Below are 19,491 nucleotides of genomic sequence, written 5' to 3'. Positions count from 1 at the left end.
CATGACGAGGAAGGGACCAATGGCAACTCAGCTTTCTACCACCGAAGTCGCTCTGCTCAGGGCCTCTGCTTCAAAAGCCTGCACGCTGCTGAAAGCGCTGGCCAACGAAGACCGCCTCCTGCTGCTCTGTCAGCTGACTCAGGGTGAGCGCAATGTGGGCGAGCTGGAAGACCTGACGGGTATCCGCCAACCGACGCTTTCTCAACAGCTGAGCGTCCTTCGGGAAGAAGGACTGGTCAATACGCGTCGCGAAGGCAAGTACATCTATTACGCCCTTGCCAGTTTCGAGGTCGTTTCCGTCATGCAGACACTGTCCAGCCTGTACTGCGGTCAGGCCCTGAAAAGCGTGCAGTAAAGAGTCATCTCTACGTTCAACCTGTCTGCGCTAGCGCCATAGACTTTTTGTTGTTTCCTACGCTGTCTGGAGTTGCCCATGGACCACCCCATCAACCGACTCGATGAAACGTTCGCTACGTGCGGACAGCTACAGCTCGATGACTTGCCTGGCATCGCTCAGCAAGGCTACCGCAGCATCATCTGCAATCGACCGGATCATGAAGGTGGACCAGAACAGCCTCTTAGCGAACAACTTCGGCGCCAGGCCGAAGCATTGGGCCTGAGCTTTGTCTATCTCCCTGTCATACCCAGCACCCTTCATGAGGGGCAGGCCCAGCAGTTACAGGCGTTACTCAGCACGCTCCCCCATCCGATTCTGGCGTTCTGTCGCACAGGTAACCGCTCTACTCAGCTGTACCGAATGGCGTGCGAGAACGAAGCGGCAAGCAGCCAATACGACGTCGTCATCATGGGCGGTGGGTCAGCTGGCATCGGCGTCGCTGCCAGCCTGCTGCGCCGCGCCCCTGAGCTGAAACTCGCTGTGGTCGAGCCCAGCGATCATCATTACTATCAACCCGCCTGGACGCTTGTAGGGGGTGGAGCCTACGACGCAGCGGACACGGTTCGCCCGATGGCCAGCGTCATGCCGCACGGTGTCACTTGGATTCAGGCATCGGTCAGCGCGTTCGCCCCGGAGCGCCAGAGCGTGCTGCTCAGCAACGGTAAGCAACTGGGTTATCAGCAACTGATCATCTGTCCCGGTCTGCAACTGGCGTGGGAGCGCATCACTGGGCTGGAAGACACGCTGGGCCAACATGGTGTGACGTCCAATTACCGGTATGACCTGGCCCCTTACACCTGGGAGCTGGTCCGAAACCTGAGGCATGGGAAGGCGCTATTCACTCAACCGGGGATGCCGATCAAATGTGCCGGTGCGCCCCAAAAAGCCATGTACCTGTCCTGCGATCACTGGCTGCGACAAGGGGTGCTGAAGAACATCCAGGTCGAATTCAACCTGGCAGGCGCAGCGCTGTTTGGCGTACCGGCCTTTGTCCCACCTCTGATGGCGTATGTAGAGAAATATCAGGCATCACTGGCTTTTCAGTCCAATCTGGTCGCTGTCGACGGCCCTGGCAAAACCGCCTGGTTCGAAGTTACCGCCGATGACGGTAGCGTGAGCCGTCAAGCCAAAGCGTTCGACCTGCTGCATGTGGTGCCACCGCAACAGGCACCTGATGTAGTTCGGCGTAGTACGCTGGCCGATGCGGCGGGCTGGCTTGAGGTCGATCCGGCCACCCTTCAGCATCCTCGTCATCCAGACATATTTGCCTTGGGTGATGTGTGCGGTACCAGCAACGCCAAGACGGCTGCAGCAGCACGCAAGCAGATCGTAGTCGTAGCAGAAAATCTGCTGGCCTTGCGCAAGGGGCACCCCCTGCCAAGCCGATATGATGGTTACGGCTCCTGCCCACTTACCGTCGAAAAAGGCAAGGTGATCCTGGCCGAGTTTGGTTATGGTGGAAAGCTTTTGCCGACCTTTCCCTTTGATCCCAAAGTGCCGCGTAAATCCGCCTGGTTGCTGAAGGCCAGCGTACTGCCCCGCTTCTACTGGAACGGCATGCTCAAGGGCCGCGAGTGGCTTACCCGCTGCGCCCAGAATTAAGGGAACCCGCTTCGTGCTGCTGGCCTCTCTTCTCGGAATCGGTATTGGCCTTGTGTTAGGCCTGACAGGCGCAGGTGGAGGTATCCTGGCGATCCCGGCATTGACGCTTGGGCTGGGCTGGGCCCTCTCTCAGGCTGCTCCCGTTGCGCTGCTTGCAATCGGCACCGCAGCGACCCTGGGTGCGGTGGACGGGCTGCGCAAAGGTCTGGTGCGATATCGGGCGGCGCTACTCATGGCCGCGTTGGGACTTTGCTTTTCGCCACTTGGAAGTCAGCTGGCGCATCACTTGCCCAATCGTACCCTCATGCTTTGCTTCTGCCTGATCATGTTGTTTGTTGCCATCCGCATGCTGCTTCAGAGTCGGGCTACGGTAGATCAAGCCTGTACGACTCACGGCCCGCTTCAAAAGAATTGCATGCTGGATCCAACGACCGGACGCCTGCATTGGAATGGTCGATGCCTGGCTACGCTTTCGATCATCGGAAGCCTGTCGGGCCTGTTGACCGGTATGCTCGGTGTGGGGGGCGGCTTTCTGATCGTTCCGGCCTTGCGCCAATGCAGCGATATCCGCATGCAGGGCATCGTGGCCACTTCGCTGATGATGGTGGCGCTGATTTCCCTGGGTACCGCAGCCGGCGCGCTTTATCGCGGCGTCACGCTTGGCTTGCAAGCGGAGTTTTTCATAGGTGCCACGCTTTTAGGCATGCTTGCCGGGCGCCTGCTGTGCAAGCATTTACCGGCCCACCTCTTGCAGCGGTCGTTTGCGGTGCTTTGCCTGGGTGTCTGCGTTTACCTGTTCATGACTGTTTTCTAATCAGCTCCGATTAATCTGATCCTTTAGCCGCAAGAGAGGATTCAATCGATCAAACTGATCTGGGTTTCAGACAGACCCTTACTACCGTAAGACCACGGGAACGCTTAGTACAGCAGACGACTATCTTAGCCCTTAGCCAGCACACTTCCACGCTTCACCCATCATTGATAGCAATAATTGGCACCAGTAGGATCGATTTCACACATAGTAGGTGCGTGCGATTCAATGACCTCATCGAAACCAACCACCCCATCGAAGAGGTCATTATTATGAAATACGCCATTGCTACTGCCCTGCTTGCCTCAGCTTTCGCTACCGGCGCGTTTGCTGCAGATTCCCGTTCGGCACAAGACAACCTTCCGGTGGAACAGTATCACTACGGCATGAAGGTTGATGTCGCCAAAGTCATTTCGATCGAAAAGGCCGACACGAACGACCTCAACAACGCCGAACCTGCCACCATGGTGTATCAGGATCATCAAGGCAACGTGCATAAATTGCAGTACCTGGAAAGCGTTGAACGGCAAAATACGAATGGTTGATACGACTAGTACAAAGCCCCGGCCACGCGGGGCTTTGAGACTTGGCCTGCACCAGCAACACGCCCTGCTCCCGACTAAGCGCAACATCCCTATCACACCTCCAGAGCAGATTTTCAGGCGGCTCTGACCTCTCGATCCGGCCATCGGACATCCGATGCTCATCCGCATGGCCTAGCGCTGCGCCCCTTGCGAATACACACCGCAGCACGATCAACTTGACAGACCTCCCCACCACACCAAAGATTACACAGAACGTAATCGATTTACGATTTCGACTGATATTTTGATTGATCTCCAGAACTGCCTTTCTCTGACCGCTAGTTGATCCGCGCGCCCATTTTGCCTGCACAAATAAAAACAAAAGGTATTGGCAATGCAGAACCAAATAACCAGCTTTCGCGATGCTCTCGATTCACATCCCGTATCACGCTATCAATGGCAGATACTGGCGCTGCTGGCGCTCTTGCTCATCAGTGACGGTTATGACGCTCAGCTACTGGGCTACGTGGTGCCATCTATCGCCCAGGAATGGGGACTGGAGAAATCGGCCTTTGGACCGGTCTTCAGTGCAAACCTGATCGGCCTGACCGTTGGCGCTCTGCTCGTTACACCACTTGCGGACCGCGTAGGTATCCGGCGAGTGCTCATGGGCTGCGTTCTGCTGTATGCCTGCCTTACCTTCGTCACCGTCTATATCGACTCGTTGCAGGGACTGGCGATACTGCGCTTTTTTTGTGGCCTGGGGATGGGCGGCGCTATGCCCAGCGCAATGGCACTGATGTCGGACTACTCACCACCCAGGTTGCGTACCCTAATGGTCACATTGGCCGCCTGTGGGTTCTCGTTTGGCGGCGCAGCGGGCGGCTTCGTAGCAGTGGCGTTCATGGATCGTTTCGGCTGGCATGCCGTATTCGTCATAGGAAGTGTAGCCCCGCTGCTGCTCTTACCTTTCCTGCTCATGCTGCTACCTGAGTCTCTGCCACGTCTGCTAAGGGATGCCCCGCCCTACGCCCGGCTGACCGCTGTCACGTCCCGCATGGTTGCCGGCTGGCAGCCGCCAGCACCAACCGTTGACAGTCAACAGGAGCCTGCCTCTGCCATAGCCGTGGTGGATCTCTTTCGCAACGGATACGCGAGACCTACCCTGTTTCTCTGGGCGACGTTTTTTGTCAGCCTGATCCTGCTGTATTTCATGATCAGCTGGTTGCCCTCTCTCCTTCAGGAAAGCGGTATGCAGCGAAACTCGGCAAACCTTGCCACGTCGATGTTTTTGTTTGCCGGTACATTGGGTGCCATGCTCCTGGCATACTTCATGGACCGGGTGGCCAGCAAGGTTCGCTTGCTGAGCTGTATCCTGGCGGGCGCAGCCGCATTTACCGTGTTGCTTGGGCTGACCCATCAGTATCAGGCCCTGCTGTTGGTATTCGTATTTGCCGCAGGCTTTTGCACCATAGGCGGTCAACTGACCTTGAATGCCTTCGCAAGCAATTTCTACCCCGCGCAGGTACGTGCAACTGGCGCAGGTTGGGCGCTGGGCATTGGCCGCTTTGGCTCGATTCTGGGGCCTCTGCTGGGTAGTCTGCTGCTCGGCCTGCATTTGCCAGCCCAAACCATCATTGCGCTGGCTGCTATTCCGGCTATCCTGGCCGCCTTGCTGATTCTCAACGTTAAACCCCCCTCACATAACGCGACGCCCATTAGGCAACATGACCATGGTTCCTCACACGGGCCCATCCAGCGCTCCAGTGATCAACCGCCGGCGCTCAAAGGTGAGGCGCCTCTGTAATCGATCACCTCAAGTTCCGCTGGGGCAGACGACCAACGTCCTGCCCCGCCTGACTTCAGAAAGGCCTTCTCCCCTTAATCCTTGAGTAAAAATCAAAAGTATTCTGAGGATTAAGGGCTTATTCAGATGATATCAACCGATCACACTGAGCTCCGAACCCTTTGCTTGGGACGCAGCCGTGTCCCTCCAATCCTTTCGGAGAGCCCGTTATGAGTATTCCTTCCTTTGGCCTTGGCACCTTCCGTCTCACAGGACAGACCGTCATCAACTCGGTACGCCACGCTCTTGACTTGGGCTATCGTGCAATCGATACCGCACAGATCTACAACAACGAAGCAGACATTGGGCAAGCGATTGCCGAAAGCGGTATCGCACGCGACCAACTCTTTATCACGACGAAAATCTGGGTAGACCACTACGCCAAAGACAAACTGATTCCCAGCCTGCAGGAAAGCCTGAAAAAACTCCGGACCGACTTCGTGGATCTGACGTTGATCCACTGGCCCGCACCGGGTAATGGTGTGGGGCTACCCGAATTTATGGAAGCACTGGCCCAGGCGCAGCACCAGGGCCTGACACGCCAGATCGGTATCTCTAACTTCAACATCGAACTGACCCGACAAGCCATCGACATTGTTGGTACGGATGCCATTGCCACCAACCAGATTGAGCTTAGCCCTTACCTGCAGAACCGTAAGCTTGTTCAATATTTGCAGGAGCAGAATATTCCAGTGACCTCCTATATGACTCTGGCCTACGGGAAGGTACTCAAGGACCCTGTCATTAAGGCCATTGCCCATAAGCATCAGGCAACGCCAGCGCAGGTTACCCTCTCTTGGGCGTTACAGCAGGGATATGCAGTCATCCCTTCCTCGACCAAGTTAGAGAATCTGGCCAGCAATCTGTTAGCCCAAGAGCTGCGTCTGGATCAGGAGGACATGGCAAAAATCGCCTTACTTGAGCGAAACGCTCGTGAAGTCAGCCCTGAAGGGCTTGCACCCGCTTGGGATTAATCACCTGCATGACCGTAACGTACGGTACTCTTCGAATGCCGTTCTATTGTCTTCAGGCCGTATGCTGACCTGCCCTGTTTCTTTCATGCTAGGAGAATCGCTGTGACCAACGCCTATGCTTCGATCGAGATCGATGTGGATGCTGATCAGATATGGCAACTTATGGGAGGCTTCGGCTCCCTGCCTGACTGGCTGCCGTTTGTAGTCGAAAGTCAGCTGAGTGAAGGGGGTCGGGTCCGACATCTGAAGGATATCGAAGGTAACGTCATCATTGAGCGGCTGTTAAGCTTTAACGAGGCTGAAAAAAGCTACCGCTACACCATCATCGAAGGACCTGCCCCGATCAAGGACTACGACTCTACGCTGCGTGTACTCACGGATGTATCAGGAAAGAGCGCCAAGGTTGAATGGTTCTGTACCTTTACAGCGACCCATATCAGCCAGGCGGAGGCTGAAAGTCTATTCACGCAGTTCTACCAAGATGGGTTGACGGCGCTCAAGCAGGCAGTCGAGGCTCGGTAGCCGCTTGAAAACATAAAAGCAACGATACGCCTGCTTTTGCAACCTCACGGCGGCCCTTCGAGGCCTGCCGTGATAAACCTGAACGGCCCGCTACTCCGCTTCACTGAACTGCATTTCCGGCGGCTGAGTACGAAACCCGTGCGTGAGTTTGCCCAGGTAGATAACTCCGAGTGCGAGCCAGCTCAACCCTAATAGAATGGCCATCGAGTCCAGGCTGATCATGAGGTAGAGATCTGCGCTGAGCCCCAGCAACGGACAGATGAGAAACAACAGGATTTCACGTATACCGCGCTGAGTCGCACCAAGATAAAAGTGAAAGATTACTGCAAGGTTCACCAGGCTGAACGCTAGAAATGCGCCGAAGTTGATGAACGAGGTCGATGTCGCTACATCCAGCTTCAATGCCAGTAACGCAACAACGCCACACAGGGCGAGATTGTTGACTGGCGTACCGAAGCGCCTTGAAAGCTGACCGAAAAACGACTGGGGAAGCACACCGTCACGGCCCATGGCAAACAGTAGCCGTGAGACGCTGGCCTGCGCAGCCATACCAGACGTGAACTGCCCCACAATCAGCCCCATCAGAAACAGCGAAACAAAGATATCGCCGCCAATGTTACGGGCAATCTCATAAGCTGCAGAGTCGACATTGGCGAACGCCATGCCTGGGTGTACCCGCTGGACCCAGTAAGATGCCAGGATAAACACCAGTCCGCCGACTAGAGTAACCAGCAGGATTGCCTTGGGTATCGTACGCTCCGCATTCCGGGTTTCCTCCGTCAGGGTACTTACGGCATCGAATCCAAGAAACGAATAGCAGGCTATTGCCGCGCCGCTCATGACCAGCGGCCACTGCAAATGACCGTCCGTAAACGGTGCCAGCGTGAACAACGGCTCGCCAGAGCCCTGTACATAATGGACGCACAGCACCACAAAGGCAGCCAGTACCAGGAATTGAACCAGCATCAAGGCTGTATTAATCGTACTGGCGAGCTTGAGCCCCACTACGTTGATCATCGTAGTAAGTGCGATGAAGCCCAATACCCAAACCGCTTGAGGGATAGCGGGAAATGCGGAACTCAGGTAGGCAGCTCCAATCAGCCAGATCGCCATAGGCAGAAACAGGTAGTCCAGAAGAACCGCCCAGCCGGCGATAAAGCCCAGCTTGGGACTTATAGCCTTGCGTACATAGGTATACGCGGAACCTGAAACCGGAAACGCCGCCGCCATGCGACCATAACTGATGGCGGTAAACAACATGGCAACCAGCGCTACCAGGTAGGCGGAAGGTACATGCCCACCTGTGCTCTGGGCAAGAATTCCAAACGTGCCGAGCACAATGATGGGCGTCATGTAAGCGATGCCGAACAGCATCACCGCCCCTAACGAAAGGGTGCGTTGCAGATGGGCCATGAACAACTCCGTATAGTGATTGTTGATACCGCGCTTACGCGGTCGGGTGTTGTGGCAGTGCTGAATCAGCAAAAAAGATAATTGTTGTTATACGTTTATTGGCCTAGATAATAAGTTCGCGAATCCCTCCCGGTTGCTCGATCAGCTCTCCCGGCAAACTCAGGCGACGGTCATTGAGATACCGATAATCCTTGCGCACCGCCTGAAGCTGGCTCAGGTCCAGCGATGCGCTCAAGTGCGCCTCTTCCCGACCGGCCTCGACCAGCATGTTTCCAAAGGGATCGACTACCGCACTGCCTCCTGCAAAAGTGAGGTCACCATCGCCTTCACCCACGCGGTTCACCATCACGGCAAACGCCTGGTTTTCGATTGCGCGAGCCATGATCGCGGCTCGGTGTACAGGCCCATAAGGGTCCATGTTGCCGTTGGTTACGATAATGAGCTGTGCACCCAGTTGCGCCAGCGCGCGGGCGGTTTCGGGAAACTCGATGTCATAGCAGATCAGCAGACCGACCCGAACACCGTTCCACAGACAGGTCGCAAAGCGGTCACCAGGCGATAGCACTCCCTGATCCGACGACCACAAGTGCGTCTTCCGGTAACGCAGCGCAATTTCATTCGGGGTAATCAGAAGCGTGGTGTTGTAATAACGCTCGCCATCCGCTTCAGCAAAGCCGATGGCGACCGAGACCTGTCTGGCATGTGCAGCCTGACGAACCCGACTGATCGTCGGGCCATCAATGGGCTCGGCGATATCTGCCACGTTTTCATGGGTTGGAAAACCGCTGAGGTGCGTTTCTGGAAACACAATAAGCTGTGTATCCGGTGCACAGGCTTCGATAGCCGCCAATGCCGTTTGCAGGTTGTAAGCCTTGTCGCCATCACGGCCAGCCACCTGGGCCAGTTCAATCTTCATGAATGCTCCTTGATACATCAGCCGTATCGAACACATTGGTTTGGCAGTATGGTGCCCACGGTTTGGCATGATAATCACGCCGGTGGGTTAACCCTTTTGAGGTAGGCATGGGTATGGAACTAAAGGATATCGCCTGGCATCAGTCGGTTGGTCAACTGATTGATGCGCTCGATGCGCCCAACTTCTGGATCAGGCTGGTACGATTACTGGCGCGCTATCTGCCCTTCGACAGCTGGGTAGCACTGCTTTTCAGTGCTGGCAGGCCCGTTGTACTGGCAGAAAGTCCGACCAGTGATGGCGGACCTGATCCGCTGTTTCAGGACTACATCAACGGCCTGTATCTTCTGGACCCGTTCTACATCGCCTCTCGTGAGCGAGCCCACAATGGCCTGGTTCGGCTTGACGACGTCGCACCAGAATGTTTTGAGCAAACCGATTATTATCGTCTGTACTTTCGGTTGAACGTGGTCGCTGACGAAATCCAGATCAACTGCCAGATCGATGCTGATCAGACGCTTTGCCTGTCCCTTGGCTCGCGCCAGCGTTTCAAACCTGACCAGATAGCCCTGCTCGGTCTGATTCAACCCTGGATAATGGGTCTCATGCGTCAGCGCCTACGCTTCGAGCAAGGTTCCACTACGCCCTCTGTTCCAGCGTGGCAACACCGGCTGGAGACAACCAGCCAACGCAGCGAAATGCCGTTGACCACCCGTGAGATGGACGTTGCACGCCTCGTATTGAGCGGCTGCTCAGGCAAGGAAATTGCGCGGAAGCTGGACATCTCTGTCGAGACCGTCAAGGTCCACCGAAAACACATCTACGCCAAGCTCAACATCAAATCCCAATCCGAGCTGTTCGCGGTGTTCTTTCAAATCAACTGATGTATACCGGCTGGGTAGCTACCGTGCTGGCAATGCTGAGCCTCATCAACAACCGGCAGGAATTAAGACAGACGTCGTAATTCTGGAGACCTGTACGTATTCTCCACCCAAGGTTACTCCCAAGCAGAATTGCTATTGATATATGCCCTCGGCGCTTTTAACCGCCGAAGTCGTATCAGCCTGAATAGAGTTTTTGCAGAGGGTATTAGGGGTAAATAAACGTAAGCAGGAGGATTGATTGTACTCAGCCGAGCACGTGACCGGCTCGTTTCGCCCTGCTCCGGTCTGCTTCAATCAACGGTGTGCCAAAGGGCTCTGGCATGCCTCAGACAGCTCACTCTTTTTTCATTTATTTTCCTCAAGAAAACCAACGCTATACCGATAGCCTTCTAATGAAAGCCTCCAACTGGCAAACCATGAGACGCCAGGAAGGCACTGCACTCGGGTTGAAGTTTCCGGGCGCACATTCTCATTAGAGGCATTCAGGTCTTGGAAAGGCCTGCTCGAACAGAAGGTATAACGACACATGTCCACCTCAGCACTGGCGCTGATGTTTGTCAGCTGCATCCTTTTATTTTTATTCATGGCCTATGTGGACCAGGTTGCAGACCGTTATCAACTGGATAAGGCTCGTCTGCGAGCAGACCTGAATGACCGGATTTACCGTATCGGCACCTTGTCGGAAACCTTTCCAGCCCAGTTCATGACACCTGAACTCAAACAGCTTCTGGTCAGACTAGAACTCAACCTTATTCAGCGCATCGGCCGCCTGGAAAAACCTACCGAAGCCCTGACGGAGCGCGAGTCCCTCCTGCAGGAGCAGGAAAAACTCGGTCTGGACATTTCGATCGAGAATCAACCATGCCCTCTGTCAAGCGAGGCGGCCTTCAAAGAGGTGAGCTTTCAGCTGGAAACCCTTAATAGTCAGATTCACCGCGCCGTACAGGATGGTCTGCTTACCAAGGCGGATGCTTCCGGCTGGTTCAAGTCAGTCAGATATTGGCTTGCGCTCAGCAATATCGAAATGTTCGATAACATGGCCACCCAAGCGCTTGAGTCAGACCAGCCCCGCCTGGCAAAGCGCGCTTATGAACGTGGCCTTCAATATATTCGCAACCAATCTGATCAAATGGCGTTTCAAGCCCAGCGCGAAGCTTTTGAGAGCGGTATAGAGACCGCTGAGAATGCCATCGAGAAACAGACCCAGGCCGAACAGCAACTCAAGGCGCCTCCTGTTGAAGAAAAGGCACCTGAGCCTGAAGAGGGCAGCGAATGGAAAAAGAAGCCACTCTACGACAAGAGCGAGGTGTGAGCGTTAGGCCAGATACTCGACACAGTCCGCCTCGCTCGGCAGCGGTACTTCCCACCGATAGAGCATCCGCTGGATATCCTGATTTCGCAATGACGTGTTTCGCCTGGCGTTACGCTGAAGAATGACCCGCTCCGGCTGCTCAAGATAAACGATTCGTATTGAGGCGTTGTATTGGTAGAGCAAATCCAGGGTCTTCTTGCGCATTTGGCCGGACAGATGCGTTGCGTTCCAGACAAAGGCCTCCCTGCTCCGTAACAACGACTTAGCGGTATCCACCGCATAATGAGCGACGGCCCCTTCGTTCTTGCCATGAGCAAGCCCCAGTGCGTCCCGTGCATCATCGTAAGAAACGACCGGCAGCTCTGACAGGTTTTCTGCGACCCATGTGTTCTTGCCACTGGCAGGCAGACCCGCCATGACTACCACATCGGAGCCCTCCTGCTCCCGATAATGACTGAACGCCGGATGAATACGGGCACCGCGAAAATAGCTCATCCGCGTGTAATCATCAGGAAAAGCCTTGGCTGAATACAGGCAGCTTTCTTCCTCCGCCAACTGTTGAAACAACACGATATCATCCAGTACGTGCTGCTTGTTCGGGTAGATACGCCCTTCCATATCCGCGATGGCCATAGCGATCAACATCCAGAGTGGTAGCTCCCAGGACAGGCGATGCGCCAGAAACTCTGGAGAATGTCCTGAGCGATCACCGCTCAACGCCCAGAACGGCACCTGATGCACACTGATGATTCGGCAAATGGTTTCTCGCAACGAGAATGGCACGCCTGCCTTCCAGAGCAATATGCGGGCATCAATTGAACCACGACGAGAGTGTCCCGGTTGGCCGATACGCCCAGTGACCTCATCTATAACAGTAGTGTCCGGCTTAGCAATGTCGTGCAAAAGTGCCGAGTAGAACAGTACGAAACGCTCTTCAGCACTTGCGCGTTCATAGGCACTTCCACCTACCATGGCTTCAACCACCATACAGGTATGGGTCCAGACATCGCCTTCGCCATGATAGGCAGGCTCCTGCGGCGTACTTGCCAACCGAGTCAGTGCCGGTATTGCTTCTACGCACCCCTTGAAGTCGGGCTGCTGGCCTGGTGCAGCAACCAGGCGCTCAAGTGTTTGAAAATCCATATTCCATTTCTCCTTGTTATTGTTTGTTCAAACATTCCCACGTCACGATAGGTACTGGTGCATAGAGATCAACATCGGGCGCAAGCTCATTGGGAATGTAGGGCTGACGCAAGTGATGCTCATTGGCGTCCAGAATGGTCTGCACGAAGTCTGGCCTGACCCACTTCATCCGTGCGACTGTTTCGCAGGCTGTCTCGACTTTCAGGTAAAGCCCTTCCATCAGATCAGAGGTATCGCATTGAGACCATGCCTTACTCAGGTCCAGCCCTTCACGCCGCACTGTATCTTCGAACCGCTCTCTCCACCGATCGGTTCGGGCCCAGGACTTGCCAACCAGTGCCCGCAGGTCTTTGAGCCTTACAGGCGCAGGACCCTCATACAACACAGGTACAGATAGGACAGGCCCGCCGGCTAACAACACGCGGCGCTCAGCGGTTGACAGAAAGATCTGCCTACGACGATCCCAGATGTCGAACTCGAAAAAGACACCCGGCAACTGATCGTAGAAAACCGAATGCTTCTTGCTCATTACCTCGCCAAACATCACGTAGCGATCTTCAAGTCTCTCAAGCAGAAACAGTTCATGGACGCGTGCCCATTGCTTGAACAGGTTGAACTGCTTCTCCCGTGAGCCTCCGATAAGGTAGTGCCCACGTGACTGAAGCAGGAGTTCGGCATTAGCGGAAAAGCTGATTGCCGCATTAGCGCCATCAAGCTTTTCCTCCACCACGATGAATTGATCTTTCAGCGTGCTTAGCTTTACCTGGTCATGATCGCAGTCACCCGGTTGCAGGCGCGACGACTCCAGGTGAGGCGTTCGCGGGTATTTAAATAATTCATGTAATTGCGCATAGACGCGCGGGTCGAGAGTCATGGTCTTCTGCAATCAAACAGGGAAAACCGACAACGCTCAGGAACGATAGATGACAGCTACGCGCAGACCAACCGCTTACCAGGACCGTTGTCGGATCAGATGTAAAGGTTGATGCAGGGCACTGGCTTCACCACGTTGGAAAGGGGGTCAAACGAAGGGCACGAATTAGGCCCGATTAAAGCTTCGTCTGTCAAACATAAAACCAGCTATTCGTTATGTCCGTCAAATAGTGCAAAAAGCCGCCCGAGGGCGGCTCTTGTATAGCTCACGTTATTTCAGCGGCCCGACGGCAGTACAGCTATTGCTACTTTGTACATGCTTTTGCAGCGTAGTCCATTGGGGGCGATCCTGCCCATTTACGGGCTCAACCGACAGCTTGTAACCGCCCCAACCGGGGCCGGCCGCCCAATAAGTGGCTGGAATGCAGTTTTGCTGCAGGTACGAGAGCAGGTTATCCATCAGCGGCAACCAGCGAGCATCATCATCCGGCACGCCAAACTCGGCGATGTAACCCTTTTTGCCATTCTTCTTTAACCAATCCACGAATGGCTTTGCACGATTCACACCCAACATTGCATTGAGCTGGCTAGTATCTTCCGGGCTATAAGTACCACTCCCATCCTTGTCCAGATAGACGTGCGCTGCAAAGATAATGTTATTGGCCGAGTCCTTGAGGCTGAGCAGACTGTCATTGTAATAGGGCCATAGCGATGCGTTGGACCAGGCATTACCTTCCACAATCACCGGGTGAGTATGATCCACTGTTCGTACGCCATCGATTCCGGACTGGGCAGCCTTGAGCCAGTAATTATCCATGTCATGCGGCTTGGCCATGATGTCATACCCATACAGGGCAGGATGGCTGGCCCAGCGGTAAGCAATTCGGTACATCAGGTCCCAGAAATGGGTGTAGGTAACCTGCCCCGCCCCAATGATATTGCCGTTGTAGCGCCCATTGTTATGCACATCCAGGATAACCTTGATGTTGTATTTCTGGGCTAGGTTCATAGTGGTCTGGATCAAGCCAACCTGGTTGGGATCAAGCATTGTGCTGAGCTTAGGCTGTATGCGCTCCCATAAAATAGGAAAGCGGATCAGACGGATCCCTTTCTGATTCCACTGCTTGAAATCCGCCTCTGTGGGATACAGGTAGTCAACACCGTTTTTGCCGGGTACGACGTGTGGAGCAAACGCTGCGCCTGACAAATTCAAGCCGACCAGATCTATCCCGCTGCGTGTGATAGGCGTTACCGGTTGCACGACAGGTTTCGCCGGTTGGCTAGGCGTAGCAGGCTGTGCAGGTGCAGGTGCAGGTGCAGGAGTCGCTGGTTTTGCTGGCATGGCAGGTGTAGCAGGTGCAGTCACGGGTTGACTCGGTGTAGCAGGTGTTGTCGTAACAGGCTTACTCGGCGCAGGAGTGGCAGGCTTTGATGGAGTAGCAGGCTGCGTAGGTACTGCCGGCTGAGCCGGTTTAGCGGGTTGGCTTGGTGCTGTTGCGTCAGTACCGTTTATAGGTCCAAACGCAGTACATCTGGTGTTATTGACGTACTTTTTGAGAGTTGGCCATTGAGGACGCTCAACACCATTTATAGGCTCCACAGACATAAAATAGTTACCCCAGCCCGGACCTGCCGCCCAATAGGTGGCCGGAATACAATTCTGCGCCAGATATGCCAGCATGTTATCCATGATGGTATTCCAGCGAGAGTCATTGTCCGGGATGCCAAACTCACCGATGTAGCCTTTCTTGCCGTGCTTCTTTAGCCATTCGATAAAGGGCTTGACTCGCTCAACGCCATACATGGGGTCAAGCTTGCTGACGTCAACGGACTCGTAATTGCCGCCCGCATTGTTATCAAAGTAGGTGTGCGCAGAAAAGATAAGGTTATTTGAAGGATCCTTGAGATCGAGCAACGTATTATTCCACTGCTCCCAGCGCGTAGCCTCGGCCCACCCGTTGCCTTCGACAATAATGGGGCGAACGGTATCAACCGCACGTACACCATTGATGCCGTATTGAGCTGCCGTGTTCCAATAGTTCAGCGCACCATTAGGCTCATTCATGATGTCGTAGGCATAAAGCGACTTCTGGCTGCTCCAACGCTGCGCGATCTTTGTCATGATCTCTTGATATCGCGCATAAGGCACACCGCTTGTTCCAATGATCTGGCCGCGATATCGAGCATAGTTATGAAGGTCCAGAATGATCTTTACGTTATGCTTTTCTGCATAGCTGAACGTGCTATCGATCAATTGCACATACTTAGCGTCCAGCGCACCGCCAAGCGTAGGCTGCAGCCGCTCCCAGATAATTGGGAAGCGCACCAGTTTTATGCCCTTCTCACTCCACTGCTTGAAGTACGATTCTGTCGGAAATATATAATTGGTTCCGTTGATGCCGGGCAGCACGTGTGATGCGAAGCCAGCCCCAGACAAGTTCAGCCCCACCAGGTCGACCGATGCCACAGCCGAAGACGAAACCAGTAACGCCGCCAATGGTAGCGCGCATTGCCTCATTACTTTGAAAGCCAGACTACGGGAACGCCTGCTTGAGCTTTTCATGAATTCCCCAATAAACCTAAAGTGTCATTTCTGAAGTGCGCACTTAACGGCCGAACCTAAAAGGCTCGTATCAAGACTGTTATCGTTTTGGTCTTCAGGCAGAACTAACTACCTTGCTTGGTGGCCGAGCGTGGCTGTACTACTGGGGGATTGAGAAAAGCGTGCCACTCAAAAAGCAGTGAAATTAATATCAATATGACACTATTGTTTTTCGTCGATACATATAAAATTTATTTAAAATCAATAGCTTATAAAAATGTTTTCACTGTATTAAACAGCTGTTTGTGAAACAGTTGTTTTAGGTTTTTCCAAAAAATACAAATTACTTTCGACAACGTTCACAAAATTTAGGGATAGAGAAAGCAGTTTTAAAAAATTCATAAAATTTACACGCTTACCAAGCATGAAAGAGTTGACAAAATGTTGTTGGCCAAGCGTAACGGTTTGGGACCAGCAGTGACATTTTTTGTCACAAGGGTCGTGCCTTTAAGACAAATCAGCCCAAGCTGAAGGCGGTCTACCAGAGTCAACGCGTATTGAGACTACTCAGCTAGCGGCGTGCAACAATGCCAAAAAAGGGTGACTCAACATCTGATACGATTTTTTATTAAGAATCTGAATCTGTTTTGCGCACGCCTAGAGCCCTACTGTAGCCACATGGGTAATGCCGGTAGAGAGCTGCTCTAGCAAACACATCCATTCGCTACGATGCCTGTCTCAATGCTTACCCTTCCCTGCTATCGCAAGAGGTTTCAATCATGAGCGACGTATTCTTCATGTCACTGTTTGGCTTTCTGGCCTTCGTTCTACTGGGATGGGGGTTTTACGCTGGCGTACAGCTAAACAAAGATAGAAAGGACGTGCAGAAGAACGACCGCTAATGCATAGAAAGGCCATCAGTGTCTCGACGCAACCGCTTTCAATCTTCTGTTTTAAGTCGTAAGCGCTCGTATAGACACCAATACGGTATAGGCATCAACTACCAGCGCTGCAGCGAAAAGCATGAAACGTTACGAGCGACTTGCTGACGAAATTGCGAACCTGATTCGAACCGGTGTACTTAAGGCGGGTGAAAAAGTCCCATCGGTACGTCATGCCAGTCGTACCTACGCGGTCAGCCCTTCGACCGTATTCCAGGCCTATTACCTGCTGGAAGATAAAGGGCTGATCATTGCCCGCGCCCGCTCAGGCTATTACGTACGTGAGCATGCCAAGCGCCCGCTGCATGAGCCTGAAATTACTGGTCACAAGGCTGAAACCACTGAGGTGGATGTCAGCGAACTGGTCTTCTCCATCCTGAACTCTATCAAGGACCCTGCGACCACTCCATTTGGGTCTGCCTTTCCCAGTCCACAATTGTTTCCGCTTCCTCGCCTTGCCCGCAGCATGACCCACGCATTAAGACACCTTTCAACCCAGGCCGCTATTGCAGACATGACGGCAGGCAGCAATGAGTTGCGCCGTCAAATAGCCCTTCGTTATAGGGTCAACGGTACTTGTCTCCCGCTTGAGGAGTTGGTTATTACCAACGGGGCGATGGAAGCCTTGAACCTATGCCTGCAAAGTACAACGAGCCCCGGCGACCTGGTTGCAATAGAGGCACCTGCTTTCTACGCGACGCTTCAGGTATTGGAGCGTTTAAAATTGAAGGCCGTCGAGATCCCCGTTCATCCACGGGAAGGTGTTGATCTTGATGTGCTGGAGCACAGCCTCTCTCATCTTCCTATCAAAGTTTGCTGGCTCATGAGCAGCCTGCAAAATCCTTTGGGCGCCAGCATGAGTTTCGAGAAGAAGCAGGCGCTGTACATACTCTTGAAGCAGCATCAGGTTCCATTGATTGAAGACGATGTCTATGCCGAGTTGAATTTCTCCAACCAACCGTTACGAGCCGTGAAAAGCTTTGATGATGATGGGCTGGTCATGCATTGCGGTTCGTTTTCGAAATGTCTGGCGCCGGGTTATCGAGTGGGCTGGGTTGCTGGCGGACGCTTCACCGAGGCCATTGATCGCCTCAAGCTCATGACGACCATTTCTCCTTCGGTTCCTGCTGTAGCGGCCATTGCAGACTATCTGCAACATGGTGGCTATGACCGACACCTACGAAAATTGCGCCATGCATTGGAAACCCAGCAGAGCGCCATGCTGGACTCAGCCGCACGGCACTTTCCGAGCGAAACCCGCGTAACCCGCCCAACCGGCGGTTATTTCCTATGGTTTGAATTTCCAGAACGGGTCGATACGCTTCAGTTGCTCCGTATGGCCATCGCTCAGGGTATCAGCCTTGCTCCCGGCCCTATCTTCTCGGCCAGCCAACGGTTTGGAAACTGTGCAAGGCTGAATTATGGCCATCCCTGGACGGCTGAGAGTGAGAAGGCAATGGAAACGCTAGGCCGCATGATCGATACGTTCTGAACAACCCAGCGTCCTTTATCCCACTCTTAGCCTCTGCCTGCTGCAACTGAAAGTTCAACTGCAACAGGCCAATCAGGCCAGGCGTTAGCAATGTAACTGGTCGGGCATTAATTCCATTTCAGGACGGCTTTAACGGTGATTCCCTGCTTGGAATCTTCAAATGCCTGATTGATGTCCTTGAAATCATAAAACCTGACAAGCTTGTCGAACGGAAAGCGCCCCGCCTTGTAGTACTCGATCAGCTTGGGAATAAAGAGGCGTGGCACGGCATCACCTTCAATCACACCCATCATGGTCTTTCCTTCCGCCATGATCTCGTTATGAACATCAATGGTCATCTCGGGGGTTACGCCTACAATCGCCGCCTGCCCTAATGGCCGCAGCGCCTGCAGGCATTGGCGAACAACCGGCGGAACCCCTGTAGTTTCAACCGCATGGTGCGTACCGCCCAAAGAGACAGCCTTGATTTCCCTGACCACATCAACCTGACTACCGTTGAACACATGCGTAGCGCCCAGCTCCTTGGCCAGCTGAAGTCGGCTCTCATGCACATCAACTGCAAAAATCTGAGCACACCCTGCAATCTTTGCCGCCATGATCGCGCTCAAACCCACAGCACCGCAGCCATATACAGCAAGGCTATCGCCAAACCCTGGGCGAAGGCGGTTGAGGACTGTTCCACTACCCGTCTGGATACCACAGCCCAGCGGCCCTAATAACGCCAAGTCCACGTCCTTATCGACCTTGACGACATTATGTGCACTGGCAACCACGTAGGTGCCAAAGGATGATTGACCAAAAAAGGAAGAGAGCTCGGTATCTCCCTGGCGAAGCCGACAGGTATGGTCCTCCATGCGGCCGCCAAAATTGAGATCGTTAAAGACCCTGCACACTGTAGGATGCCCGGTCAGGCAATTTTCGCATTTACCGCAGTGCGCAAACGACAGGACCACATGATCGCCTATCTCCAGATCGCTTACATTGCGGCCTACCTGCTCGACAATGCCCGCGCCCTCATGGCCAAGAACTACAGGATAAGGCGACAGCCCCAGATCACGCGCGACGGCGTCGGTGTGGCAAACCCCTGTCGCAACGGTCCGAATCAGCACTTCGTTGGTGGCAGGACCTGATAGCGTAACCTCCTCAAGACTAAAAGGCTGTCCTTTGGAGTGCGTAACCGCGGCCATTATTTTCATTGTGGGGCTCCTGGTAAATGTATGAGCAGAGACGGCTCACTCAAAGCATAAAAGCGGCGCTGAACCTTCATTCAACATGGCATTTATGCATAAACTTAACAAGCAT

The 19,491-nt window shown here is 53.9% G+C and carries 17 protein-coding genes; 11 read left to right on the top strand and 6 right to left on the bottom strand.

The features are described from left to right. Positions 1-19: 19 nt before the first annotated feature. The 7 genes from JQR86_RS20395 to JQR86_RS20365 all read left to right on the top strand — a co-directional run bounded on the left by JQR86_RS20395 (position 20) and on the right by JQR86_RS20365 (position 6,676). On the top strand, positions 20-355 hold the full coding sequence (locus JQR86_RS20395) for an ArsR/SmtB family transcription factor (protein ID WP_010799015.1): 336 nt from the start codon (positions 20-22) through the stop codon (positions 353-355). 78 nt (positions 356-433) lie between these two features. After that, positions 434-1,999 carry a TIGR01244 family sulfur transferase gene (locus tag JQR86_RS20390; protein ID WP_434155331.1) on the top strand — a complete coding sequence of 522 codons (1,566 nt, stop codon included), beginning with the start codon at positions 434-436 and terminating at the stop codon, positions 1,997-1,999. A 13-nt stretch (positions 2,000-2,012) separates the two neighbouring features. Then, on the top strand, positions 2,013-2,813 hold the full coding sequence (locus JQR86_RS20385; protein WP_019366229.1) for a sulfite exporter TauE/SafE family protein: 801 nt from the start codon (positions 2,013-2,015) through the stop codon (positions 2,811-2,813). Between the two features lie 215 nt (positions 2,814-3,028). Then, entirely contained in the window at positions 3,029-3,355 is a 327-nt protein-coding gene (locus JQR86_RS20380) for a DUF2790 domain-containing protein (RefSeq protein WP_019366228.1), read from the top strand. A gap of 373 nt (positions 3,356-3,728) precedes the next feature. Beyond that, positions 3,729-5,141 (top strand): MFS transporter, encoded by a 1,413-nt coding sequence (locus tag JQR86_RS20375; protein WP_434155328.1) that lies wholly within the window; start codon positions 3,729-3,731, stop codon positions 5,139-5,141. A gap of 209 nt (positions 5,142-5,350) precedes the next feature. Continuing rightward, entirely contained in the window at positions 5,351-6,154 is an 804-nt protein-coding gene (gene dkgB, locus JQR86_RS20370; RefSeq protein ID WP_286787960.1) for a 2,5-didehydrogluconate reductase DkgB, read from the top strand. A 102-nt stretch (positions 6,155-6,256) separates the two neighbouring features. Then, positions 6,257-6,676: an SRPBCC family protein gene (locus JQR86_RS20365; RefSeq protein ID WP_019366225.1), complete on the top strand. Its 420-nt coding sequence runs from the start codon at positions 6,257-6,259 to the stop codon at positions 6,674-6,676. A gap of 90 nt (positions 6,677-6,766) precedes the next feature. On the opposite strand, the gene JQR86_RS20360 is transcribed toward JQR86_RS20365, so the two are convergent. Next, positions 6,767-8,089 carry an APC family permease gene (locus JQR86_RS20360; protein ID WP_434155324.1) on the bottom strand — a complete coding sequence of 441 codons (1,323 nt, stop codon included), beginning with the start codon at positions 8,087-8,089 and terminating at the stop codon, positions 6,767-6,769. A gap of 103 nt (positions 8,090-8,192) precedes the next feature. Then, complete coding sequence (locus JQR86_RS20355; RefSeq protein ID WP_434155323.1) at positions 8,193-9,005, bottom strand: carbon-nitrogen hydrolase family protein; 813 nt, start codon at positions 9,003-9,005, stop codon at positions 8,193-8,195. A gap of 107 nt (positions 9,006-9,112) precedes the next feature. Here JQR86_RS20355 and JQR86_RS20350 point away from each other — a divergent pair, with 107 nt between their 5' ends. Together JQR86_RS20350 and JQR86_RS20345 are read left to right on the top strand one after the other, a co-directional pair. Continuing rightward, positions 9,113-9,886, top strand: a complete 774-nt coding sequence (locus JQR86_RS20350) for a helix-turn-helix transcriptional regulator (protein ID WP_407363709.1) — start codon at positions 9,113-9,115, stop codon at positions 9,884-9,886. 526 nt (positions 9,887-10,412) lie between these two features. Then, positions 10,413-11,198, top strand: coding sequence for a hypothetical protein (locus JQR86_RS20345; protein ID WP_122043799.1), 786 nt, complete (start codon positions 10,413-10,415; stop codon positions 11,196-11,198). 3 nt (positions 11,199-11,201) lie between these two features. Here JQR86_RS20345 and JQR86_RS20340 read toward each other — a convergent pair whose 3' ends face one another. The 3 genes from JQR86_RS20340 to JQR86_RS20330 all read right to left on the bottom strand — a co-directional run bounded on the left by JQR86_RS20340 (position 11,202) and on the right by JQR86_RS20330 (position 15,777). Further along, on the bottom strand, positions 11,202-12,341 hold the full coding sequence (locus JQR86_RS20340) for an AAA family ATPase (protein ID WP_407363708.1): 1,140 nt from the start codon (positions 12,339-12,341) through the stop codon (positions 11,202-11,204). A 16-nt stretch (positions 12,342-12,357) separates the two neighbouring features. After that, entirely contained in the window at positions 12,358-13,215 is an 858-nt protein-coding gene (locus JQR86_RS20335; RefSeq protein WP_407363707.1) for an RNA ligase family protein, read from the bottom strand. 270 nt (positions 13,216-13,485) lie between these two features. Next, positions 13,486-15,777, bottom strand: a complete 2,292-nt coding sequence (locus JQR86_RS20330) for a cellulase family glycosylhydrolase (protein ID WP_434155321.1) — start codon at positions 15,775-15,777, stop codon at positions 13,486-13,488. A gap of 758 nt (positions 15,778-16,535) precedes the next feature. On the opposite strand from JQR86_RS20330, the gene JQR86_RS20325 reads away from it, so the two are divergent. Continuing rightward, on the top strand, positions 16,536-16,658 hold the full coding sequence (locus tag JQR86_RS20325; RefSeq protein WP_010799001.1) for a hypothetical protein: 123 nt from the start codon (positions 16,536-16,538) through the stop codon (positions 16,656-16,658). A 121-nt stretch (positions 16,659-16,779) separates the two neighbouring features. Further along, positions 16,780-18,189 carry a GntR family transcriptional regulator MpaR gene (mapR, locus tag JQR86_RS20320; RefSeq protein ID WP_434155319.1) on the top strand — a complete coding sequence of 470 codons (1,410 nt, stop codon included), beginning with the start codon at positions 16,780-16,782 and terminating at the stop codon, positions 18,187-18,189. A gap of 107 nt (positions 18,190-18,296) precedes the next feature. On the opposite strand, the gene JQR86_RS20315 is transcribed toward mapR, so the two are convergent. Beyond that, positions 18,297-19,385, bottom strand: a complete 1,089-nt coding sequence (locus tag JQR86_RS20315; protein ID WP_434155318.1) for an NAD(P)-dependent alcohol dehydrogenase — start codon at positions 19,383-19,385, stop codon at positions 18,297-18,299. Between the last annotated feature and the right edge of the window lie 106 nt (positions 19,386-19,491).

It is taken from the genome of Pseudomonas sp. JZ134, from assembly GCF_051027695.1.
Taxonomy (GTDB): domain Bacteria; phylum Pseudomonadota; class Gammaproteobacteria; order Pseudomonadales; family Pseudomonadaceae; genus Chryseomonas; species Chryseomonas luteola.
This window is presented reverse-complemented; position numbering and strand designations above follow the sequence as displayed.

Excerpts from the sequence above, each read along its gene's own strand:
- JQR86_RS20395 (WP_010799015.1), top strand. The coding sequence starts at position 20 with ATGGCAACTCAGCTTTCTACCACCGAAGTCGCTCTGCTCAGGGCCTCT.
- JQR86_RS20390 (WP_434155331.1), top strand. The coding sequence starts at position 434 with ATGGACCACCCCATCAACCGACTCGATGAAACGTTCGCTACGTGCGGA.
- JQR86_RS20375 (WP_434155328.1), top strand. The coding sequence starts at position 3,729 with ATGCAGAACCAAATAACCAGCTTTCGCGATGCTCTCGATTCACATCCC.
- dkgB (WP_286787960.1), top strand. The coding sequence starts at position 5,351 with ATGAGTATTCCTTCCTTTGGCCTTGGCACCTTCCGTCTCACAGGACAG.
- JQR86_RS20360 (WP_434155324.1), bottom strand. The coding sequence starts at position 8,089 with ATGGCCCATCTGCAACGCACCCTTTCGTTAGGGGCGGTGATGCTGTTC.
- JQR86_RS20355 (WP_434155323.1), bottom strand. The coding sequence starts at position 9,005 with ATGAAGATTGAACTGGCCCAGGTGGCTGGCCGTGATGGCGACAAGGCT.
- JQR86_RS20350 (WP_407363709.1), top strand. The coding sequence starts at position 9,113 with ATGGGTATGGAACTAAAGGATATCGCCTGGCATCAGTCGGTTGGTCAA.
- JQR86_RS20345 (WP_122043799.1), top strand. The coding sequence starts at position 10,413 with ATGTCCACCTCAGCACTGGCGCTGATGTTTGTCAGCTGCATCCTTTTA.
- JQR86_RS20340 (WP_407363708.1), bottom strand. The coding sequence starts at position 12,341 with ATGGATTTTCAAACACTTGAGCGCCTGGTTGCTGCACCAGGCCAGCAG.
- JQR86_RS20335 (WP_407363707.1), bottom strand. The coding sequence starts at position 13,215 with ATGACTCTCGACCCGCGCGTCTATGCGCAATTACATGAATTATTTAAA.
- JQR86_RS20330 (WP_434155321.1), bottom strand. The coding sequence starts at position 15,777 with ATGAAAAGCTCAAGCAGGCGTTCCCGTAGTCTGGCTTTCAAAGTAATG.
- JQR86_RS20325 (WP_010799001.1), top strand. The coding sequence starts at position 16,536 with ATGAGCGACGTATTCTTCATGTCACTGTTTGGCTTTCTGGCCTTCGTT.
- mapR (WP_434155319.1), top strand. The coding sequence starts at position 16,780 with ATGAAACGTTACGAGCGACTTGCTGACGAAATTGCGAACCTGATTCGA.
- JQR86_RS20315 (WP_434155318.1), bottom strand. The coding sequence starts at position 19,385 with ATGAAAATAATGGCCGCGGTTACGCACTCCAAAGGACAGCCTTTTAGT.